Origin of the sequence: Saccharomonospora halophila 8 (assembly GCF_000383775.1) — a bacterium.
Lineage (GTDB): Bacteria > Actinomycetota > Actinomycetes > Mycobacteriales > Pseudonocardiaceae > Saccharomonospora > Saccharomonospora halophila.
Window position 1 is genome coordinate 61,438 of sequence record NZ_KB912566.1, and the last position, 8,203, is coordinate 69,640.

Consider the following 8,203-nt stretch of genomic DNA (forward strand, 5'->3'; position numbering starts at 1 on the left):
CGTCGGCGCCACCCTCGTGGCGCTGATGCGGGACCGCGACCGGGCCCGCCGCGCCACCTCCCCCACCGCGGCCCTCACGGGCTGGCTCCGCAAGCTGGCCCCGACCGGCTGACCCACGGCTTTCGGGGGTGTGCCGTGAAGGACCCCTTCGCTGCGTCGGATGCAGGGAAGGAGTCCTTCACGGCACTGGGGGCAGGCAGGGAGGCCTTCACGGCACAGCCCCACGGGGTGGGGCGCCGGGAGTTGATCAGGCGGCGGTGTGTGTCGGTAGGGTGGCCGGATGGCGGTTTTCGGGGGTTCGGGGGCTCGTCGGGGCTGGGACGAGGACGACCTCGGCGACCAGAGCGGGCGCACCGTACTGATCACCGGAGCGAACTCCGGCCTGGGTCTGCGCAGTGCCACGGTGTTCGCCGAGCGGGGTGCCCGGGTGCTGCTGGCCTGCCGGTCGGCCGACCGCGGGCGGCGGGCGCTGGCCGAGGTCGAGACGCTCGCCCGGGTCCGGCCCGAGCTCGTCCCGCTGGACCTGGCGGACCTCGACTCGGTGCGCTCGGCGGCCCGGACGGTGACCGAGCGCACCGACGGTGCGCTCGACGTGCTGCTGAACAACGCGGGACTGATGGGCACGCCGCGCGGTGCGACCGCCGACGGGTTCGAAACCCAGTTCGGCACCAACCACCTCGGGCACGCCGCCCTCACCTGGCTGCTCATGCCCGCCCTGCGGGGTGGCCGCGACGCCCGGGTGGTCACCGTGTCCAGCCTCGCCGCGTTGCGCGGCCGGATCGACCTGCGCGACCCACACTTCGCACGACGCCGCTACAACCCCGCCACCGCGTACGCGCAGTCGAAACTGGCGAACCTGGTCTTCGCGGTGGAACTCGACCGCAGGCTGCGCACGGCCGCCGCCGGGGAGGACGGGGCGCCCGGGGTGACCAGCGTCGCCGCACACCCCGGATACACCACCACGGGGCTGGCGGGTTCGATGGCCCGCTCGCACGGTAATCCGGTGGCGCGTGCGGTGGTCGGGGCGGGAGCCCGGGTCGCGGATTTGTTCGGGCAGAGCGCCCGCATCGGGACGCTGCCCCAGCTGCACGCCGCCACCGCGGGGGAGGTGCGCGGAGGGGATTACGTCGGGCCGGACGGGCCGGGCGAACTCCGCGGGCACCCGCGGGTGAACAGGCCACCACGCCGTGCACTCGACCGGGTCACGGGTGCCGGCCTGTGGGACCTGACCGCGGAGTTGACGGGCGTCACCCCGGATCCCGCGTAGTCGATCCACCGGCACCTCCCGCGTAGGGTGGGGCCCGTGACTGTGGTGCCGGAGGGTCGGAAGCTGCTGCGGCTCGAGGTCCGCAACAGCCAGACACCGATCGAGAAGAAGCCGTCCTGGATCAAGACCCGCGCCCGCATGGGGCCGGAGTTCACCGAGCTCAAGGGGTTGGTCAAGCGCGAAGGTCTGAACACCGTCTGCGAGGAGGCGGGCTGTCCCAACATCTACGAGTGCTGGGAGGACCGTGAGGCGACCTTCCTCATCGGTGGTGACCAGTGCACCCGGCGGTGCGACTTCTGCCAGATCGACACGGGCAAGCCCGCCGACCTGGACGTGGACGAGCCGCGCAGGGTGGCCGAGAGCGTCCAGGCCATGGGCCTGCGCTACTCGACCGTGACCGGGGTCGCCCGGGACGACCTCCCGGACGGGGGTGCCTGGCTCTACGCCGAGACGGTGCGCCAGATCCACGCGCTGAACCCGGGCACCGGCGTCGAGCTGCTCATCCCCGACTTCAACAACGACGACGACCAGCTCGCCGAGGTGTTCGGCTCCGAGCCGGAGGTGTTGGCGCACAACACCGAGACCGTGCCGCGCGTGTTCAAGCGCATCCGACCGGGCTTCCGCTACGAACGCTCGCTCGACGTGCTCCGCCGCGCCCGGCAGGCGGGTCTGGTGACCAAATCCAACCTCATCCTCGGCATGGGCGAGACCCCGGACGAGGTCGAGCCCGCCATGAAGGACCTGGTCGACGCGGGGTGCGAGATCCTCACCATCACGCAGTACCTGCGTCCCTCCCCGCGGCATCACCCGGTGGACCGCTGGGTCAAGCCGGAGGAGTTCGTGGAGCACACGAAGACCGCCGAGTCGTTGGGTTTCGCGGGCGTGATGGCGGGGCCGCTGGTGCGGTCGTCGTACCGCGCGGGCAAGCTGTTCGCCAAGACCAAGCAGCACCGTGGCGAGCCGTTGCCGGAGAACCTGGACCATCTGGCCGCGGCGGCCCCGGCCGCGCAGGAGGCGAGCAGCGTCCTGGCGCGGCAACGCTGACCGGGCGACGCGGGGAGCCGGATCCCCGCCGCACGGACCGGTCACTTCCGGGAATCCCCGGGAAGGGCGAAACGGCACGGGCGATACCGTCGTCGGATTCGACATGACCGGTTCCGGCGGGCCGGCACCGCGACCACAGGGGGGCATCCGTGGTAACCGAGGTTCTCGACTGGCTGCAGAGCCTGCCGCAACCCGCGCTGGTCGGCGCCACCGGGTTGCTGGTGTTGCTCGAGTGCACCGTCGGTCTCGGTTTCATCGCCCCCGGGGAGTCGGGCCTGCTGATCGCCGCGACGACCGCCACGAGCGTGCCCCGGTTTCTGGTGCTGTGGGGCGTGGTCACGGTCGCCGCGGGGATCGGTGACTCGATCGGCTACGCCCTCGGCAGGCGCTACGGACCGCGCCTGCGGGAGACCCGGCTCGTCCAGCGCTACGGCGGCGACGCCTGGGACCGCGCGTGCGCGATCCTGAGCCGGCGGGGCGCGTGGGCGGTGTTCTTCGCCCGGTTCCTGCCGGTGGTCCGCACACTGACCCCCGCGGCGGCGGGCACCGCCGGACTGCCCTACCGCCGGTTCCTGCCCGCCGTCGTCGCCGGTGCGGCGTGCTGGTCGCTGGTGCACATCAGCCTGGGCGCCGCCCTGGGGGAGGCCGCCCGGCGGGTGGAGAACACACTCAGCACCGGCGGCACCGCCGTGGTCGTGGCGCTGGGCGTCGTGGGTGTGCTCGCCGTCGTCCGGTACAAGCGGCGCAGGACCGCCCAGGCGTTGGCCGCCCTGTCCGGCGAGCCCGTCCCCGAATCCCCGGATCACGGCGACGACCGCGACTGACCGCCGTGTCCGCGCGCCGGACCGATCCGGAAGCGCCGAAGGCGGTTTCAGCGGGTCGTGGGGAGGAAACGACGGGCCACACCACCCCGGTCCGCCGTCCCCGCGTGCCCGGCGCCGTCGGCGATCCACGGACCGGTGCCGTCGCTCGGATCGAGCACCCCCTCCTCCAGCCAGGTGTACCGCCCGGCGAGGACCTGCCGTGCCAGCGCGCGGTCACCGCGGTCGGTGTTGGTCCACAGCGCGCCGAACAGCCCCTCCACCCGCAACCGCGCCTGCGCGCAGAAGGCGTCGGCGAGTTCGTGCGCCTCCCGTCCGCGGTCCGGGTCGTCGGCGCCGAGCGTCTCCGCCCGGACGCACGCCGCCGTCATCGCGAACAGCTCCGCCCCGATGTCGACCACCCGGCCGAGGAACGCCTGCCGCTTCTCCATCGCCGCCCGCCACCGGACCATGCCGTAGAAGGTGCACCGGGCGAGCCTGCGCGCGGCACGCTCGACGTAGCGCAGGTGCCCGGCGAGGTCGCCGAACTCCGCGAACGCGGTCGGCACCCGCCCGGCCCCGGTGACCAGCCGGGGCAGCCACCGGGCGTAGAAGCCACCCGCACGGACCGCCGCGGCGGCTCTGCGCCGCGGCCCCACGGCCGGGTCGACGAGCTCGCCCGCCGCGGTGAGATGGACGTCGACCGCCTCCCGCGCGATCAGCAGGTGCATGATCTCCGTCGATCCCTCGAAGACGCGATTGATCCGCATGTCCCGCAGGAGCTGCTCGGTGGGCACTGCGCGTTCCCCGCGGGCGGCCAGCGACTCGGCGGTCTCGTAGCCGCGCCCGCCCCGGATCTGCACCAGTTCGTCGGCGATCTCCCAGGCCCGTTCGCTCGCCCACAGCTTCGCCAGCGCGGCCTCGATCCGGATGTCGCCGTGTCCCTCGTCGGCCATCCGTGCCGAGAGCTCCACGACCGACTCCAGCGCGAACGTCGTGGCCGCGAGGAACGAGACCTTGCGGGCGACGGCCTCGTGCTCCCCGATCGGCCTGCCCCACTGCACCCGTTCGGCGGACCACTGCCGTGCGATCCCGAGGGCCCACTTGGCGGCACCCGCGCAGGAGGCGGGAACCGACAGCCGTCCGGTGTTCAGGGTGGCCAGTGCGATCCGCAGCCCGTCCCCCTCACTCCCGACGACATTGGCACGCGGCACCCGGACCCGGTCGAACCGGGTGAGGCCGTTCTCGATGCCGCGCAGTCCCATGAAGGTGTTGCGCTGCCGGACCGTGATGCCCGGACTGTCCGCCTCCACGACGAACGCGGTGATGCCTCCGGGATGTCCCCCGGTCCGGGGCACCCGGGCCAGGACGACGAGGAGTTCGGCCACCACCCCGTTCGTGGTCCACAGCTTCACGCCGTCGAGTTCGTAGGCCGCACCGTCGTCGACGGGGGTGGCCGTCGTGCCGAGCCGCGCCGGGTCGGAACCGACGTCCGGCTCGGTGAGCAGGAACGCCGATACCGCGCCCCGGGCGCACCGCGGCAGGTACTCGGCCTTCTGCTCGGGTGTCCCGGCGAGCTTCAGCGGTTCGGGCACGCCGATCGACTGGTGGGCGGACAGCAGGACGCTCAACGACGAGTGCACCGAGCCGACCAGCATCAGGGCCCGGTTGTACGTGAGCTGCGACAGGCCGAGTCCGCCGTGGGATTCGGGGATCTTGACACCGAAGCAGCCGAGTTCGGTGAGCCCCTTGACGTAGGTGTCCGGGATGCGGCCCTCCCGTTCGATCACCGTCGGGTCCAGCGTCTCGCAGTAGGCCCGCAGCCGGGCGAGGAACGCCTCCGCGGCGGGTGTGTCCCCGCCTTCGGGGCCCGATCCGGGGCCGACCGGTGTGTGCCGGATCAGATCGAGGCGCAGCCGCCCGAGGTACAGCTCCCTGGCGAACGACGGTTTCGTCCAGCCGCGCTCCCGGGCCTGCTCGGCGACCTGCCGGGCCTGTCCCTCGGTGACGTGCGGATGCTCGGCCATCGGACCACCTCTTCCGGGGTCGGGTGGCCGTCCGGCGACGGGTGGGCCCGGCGGGCCGCGACGTCACCCGGCGACCATGGTGTTACCCGGGGGTAGTCCGCCACCGCCCCGGGGAAACCCGGTGCCGCGCGGATTCCCCCGGACGCACCACGCCTGGGCCACGGCACCACTCCGGAGCCACGGCACCACTCCGGGGCCACCACTACGCCGGGGCCACGCAGCCGCCGTGTCCGACGCGGCCTCCGGACGGTCCGACACGGCCTCCGGACCGGTGCGGAGGGTCCGGGTGAGCCCCGTCCCCTTCCTTGTCGGGACTCACCCGGACGGGATCGTCTTCCCCACCGCCCCGTTCGGCCCCCCTCGACCGCCGGGACGGGATACCGGTGACGGACCTCGCCGACCGCGGACACCACGACGGGTCCGGGGATCGGTGTGCCGGTGCGGGAAAGACCGGTTTCAGCCTTACCCGAGCAGTCGACGTTCCGCCAGTTGGATTGCGGGGCAGAGCCGCGGATGTCACCCTGACGGAGCAATTCAGCTGACGGTGTGTGTCTCCTCGGTCAACGTGCGGTCACGATGCCTGCGGAGGTCGGCGGTCGCCAGGGTCAACGCCACCGCCGTGAGGGTCACCGAACACACCATCGCCCACCCCAACGCGGTGGTGTATCCGCCCGCGCCGATTCCCGCGTGGAACACCGACGCGAGCACCGCGACCCCGACCGCCGTGCCGATCCGTTGCCCGGTCTGCAGGGCGCCCCCGGCCACACCGGCCATCCGGGTGGGGACCCGGTCGAGGGTCAGGGTGGTGTTCGGCGAGATCACCATGCCGCCGCCGAGCCCGGCCAGCAGCAGCGGGGCGGCCACCACGTACCCGGCCGTCGCGGGCGCGGTGTGCGGCGCGATCGCCGCCACGGTGCCCAGGCCGACCATCACCAGCGAGAGCCCCAGCAACGTCAGTTTCCGCCCCCACCGGGCGACCAGCCTCCCCGCGACGGCGGCAGACACCGCCGCCCCGAGGGCGAACGGCGTGACCGCGAGCCCCGACTCCAGCGGCGTGTACCCCAGCCCCTGTTGGAAGAACAGCGCGAAGACCAACCAGATCCCGGCGAAGCCGGTGAAGTACACCGTCGCGATGGCCGCCCCGGTGGCGTAGCCGGGGGTGCGGGTGAACAACCGGACGTCCAGCAGCGGGGAGCCGCCCCGCGCCAGCACGCGGCGCTCCCACCACACGAACAGGACCCCCACCACCCCCGCGAGCGGCAGCATCCACCACAGCTGACGCAGACCGTCCTGTTCGGAGCGGACCAGCGGCAGCAGCACCCCCAGCACGGCCAGGCCCAGCAACACCATCCCGAGGTAGTCGAGCTGCGAACGCACCGGGCGCCCCCGCGGCGCGGACGGCGGCAGCAGGCGCGCCGCCAGGAACAACGCCACCGCCCCGATGGGGACGTTGACGAAGAACACCCACCGCCAGCCCTGGTCGGCCCCGAACAGGGCGATGATGAGCCCACCGAGCACGGGGCCGACCGCGGTGGAGATCGCGACCGTCGTCCCGAACGCGCCGAACGCGCGCCCCCGTTCCGCACCGCGGAACAGCTCCTGGATCAGCCCGCTGTTCTGCGGGGTCAGCAGTCCCGCGGCGACCCCCTGGAGCAGTCTCGCCAGCACCAGCATGAGCTCGTTGACCGCCGCCCCGGCGAGTGCGCTGGTCAGAATGAAGGCCGACAGCGCGATCAGGAACATCCGCCGTCTGCCGACCGCGTCCCCCAGCCTGCCGCCGGAGACGAGGACCAGGCCGAACGTCAGGGCGTAACCGGACACAACCCACTGCACCCCGGCCGTGGAGGCGTCCAGACCGCGCTGGATCGACGGGAGCGCGACGTTGACGATGCTGACGTCCAGCAGGGACATGAAGCCCGCCGTCAGGGTCACCGCGAGTGCACGCCACCGACGCGGATCGGGTTCGGAGGCTTCGGGCACGGCTTCGGGACCGGACGGAGAATGGGACGCCACCCCGCCCACGGTATTCCAGGGACGGGAGCGCGTGTTCACCGCGAGCCCGGAGCCGACCCCCCGTGGGCAGGGCGGCTCCGGCGGCGGGATCGGACGCCGTAGCCTGGTCGCCGACACCCGGCCCGGACGCGAGAACCGGACGAATCCCGCACTGTCGGCACTCGCGGCCCCACGACCAATGGTTCACTGCACACATGACACACGACGAGGCCCTCACCCTTCGCTCCGCCACGGGCTCCGACGTCGGACGGCAGCGGGACGGTAACGAGGACGCCGCCTACGCGACGACCCGGCTGTACGCCGTCGCCGACGGTATGGGCGGCCATGCCGCGGGGGAGGTCGCCAGCGCCCAGGCCATCGCGGCGATGCGCGACCTGGACGCCCGGTTGACCGAGCCCGACCTCAGCGGGACCGACCTCGACGGGGAGCTCGCCGCGGCCGTCGCCGACGCCGTCGAGCGCCTCGACCGGCAGGTGGGTGAGGATCCCGCGTTGAGCGGTATGGGCACGACCCTCACGGCGATGCTGTGGGCACCCCCGCGGTTCTCCCTCGCGCACATCGGCGACTCGCGCTGCTACCGGCTCCGCGGGAACACACTCACCCAGCTCACCCGCGACCACACGATGGTGCAGACCCTGGTCGATCAGGGGCGGATGAGCCCGGAACTGGCCGAACGCCACCCCAGCCGGTCCGTGCTGGTGCGTGCCCTGCTGGCGGGCGTCCCGGCGGAACCGGACGTCGCCGGGTACACGGCCGAACCGGGCGACACGTACCTGCTGTGCTCGGACGGGCTGACCGACGTCGTCCCCGTCGAGCGCATCGGATCGGTGCTCGCCTCGGCCGGCGAACCGGACGACGTGGTCTCCTCCCTCATCGACCTGGCCAACGACGCGGGGGGGCCGGACAACATCACCTGTGTCGTGGTGCGGGTCGCTCCCGGGGGATGACGGTGTCGGGCGGGCACCGTCCGGCACCCGCCCGACACCGGCGACCCGCGGTCCGGTGCCCCGGCGACCACCGGGACCCGGTCAGTGGGCCGTGCCGCGCCGCCA

Annotated in this window: 6 protein-coding genes; 4 read left to right on the top strand and 2 right to left on the bottom strand. The window is 73.0% G+C overall.

Annotated elements, in window-relative coordinates; genetic code table 11:
• Window positions 1-280 precede the first annotated feature (280 nt).
• The 3 genes from SACHA_RS0115460 (at window position 281) to SACHA_RS0115470 (ending at window position 3,135) form a co-directional block, all read left to right on the top strand.
• Entirely contained in the window at window positions 281-1,267 is a 987-nt protein-coding gene (locus SACHA_RS0115460; protein ID WP_019811167.1) for an oxidoreductase, read from the top strand.
• A 36-nt stretch (window positions 1,268-1,303) separates the two neighbouring features.
• The gene (lipA, locus tag SACHA_RS0115465) at window positions 1,304-2,311 is read left to right on the top strand and encodes a lipoyl synthase (protein WP_019811168.1); all 1,008 of its coding nucleotides are present in this window, start codon (window positions 1,304-1,306) and stop codon (window positions 2,309-2,311) included.
• Between the two features lie 149 nt (window positions 2,312-2,460).
• A complete protein-coding gene (locus SACHA_RS0115470) occupies window positions 2,461-3,135 on the top strand; it encodes a DedA family protein (RefSeq protein ID WP_019811170.1) in 675 nt (224 codons plus the stop codon).
• A 47-nt stretch (window positions 3,136-3,182) separates the two neighbouring features.
• On the opposite strand, the gene SACHA_RS0115475 is transcribed toward SACHA_RS0115470, so the two are convergent.
• Together SACHA_RS0115475 and SACHA_RS0115480 are read right to left on the bottom strand one after the other, a co-directional pair.
• A complete protein-coding gene (locus tag SACHA_RS0115475; protein ID WP_019811172.1) occupies window positions 3,183-5,138 on the bottom strand; it encodes an acyl-CoA dehydrogenase family protein in 1,956 nt (651 codons plus the stop codon).
• A 534-nt stretch (window positions 5,139-5,672) separates the two neighbouring features.
• Window positions 5,673-7,151: an MFS transporter gene (locus SACHA_RS0115480; protein WP_028663230.1), complete on the bottom strand. Its 1,479-nt coding sequence runs from the start codon at window positions 7,149-7,151 to the stop codon at window positions 5,673-5,675.
• Between the two features lie 194 nt (window positions 7,152-7,345).
• Here SACHA_RS0115480 and SACHA_RS0115485 point away from each other — a divergent pair, with 194 nt between their 5' ends.
• Complete coding sequence (locus SACHA_RS0115485; protein ID WP_019811174.1) at window positions 7,346-8,098, top strand: PP2C family protein-serine/threonine phosphatase; 753 nt, start codon at window positions 7,346-7,348, stop codon at window positions 8,096-8,098.
• The last annotated feature ends 105 nt before the right edge of the window (window positions 8,099-8,203 follow it).

Excerpts from the sequence above, each read along its gene's own strand:
- SACHA_RS0115460 (WP_019811167.1), top strand. The coding sequence starts at position 281 with ATGGCGGTTTTCGGGGGTTCGGGGGCTCGTCGGGGCTGGGACGAGGAC.
- SACHA_RS0115475 (WP_019811172.1), bottom strand. The coding sequence starts at position 5,138 with ATGGCCGAGCATCCGCACGTCACCGAGGGACAGGCCCGGCAGGTCGCC.
- SACHA_RS0115485 (WP_019811174.1), top strand. The coding sequence starts at position 7,346 with ATGACACACGACGAGGCCCTCACCCTTCGCTCCGCCACGGGCTCCGAC.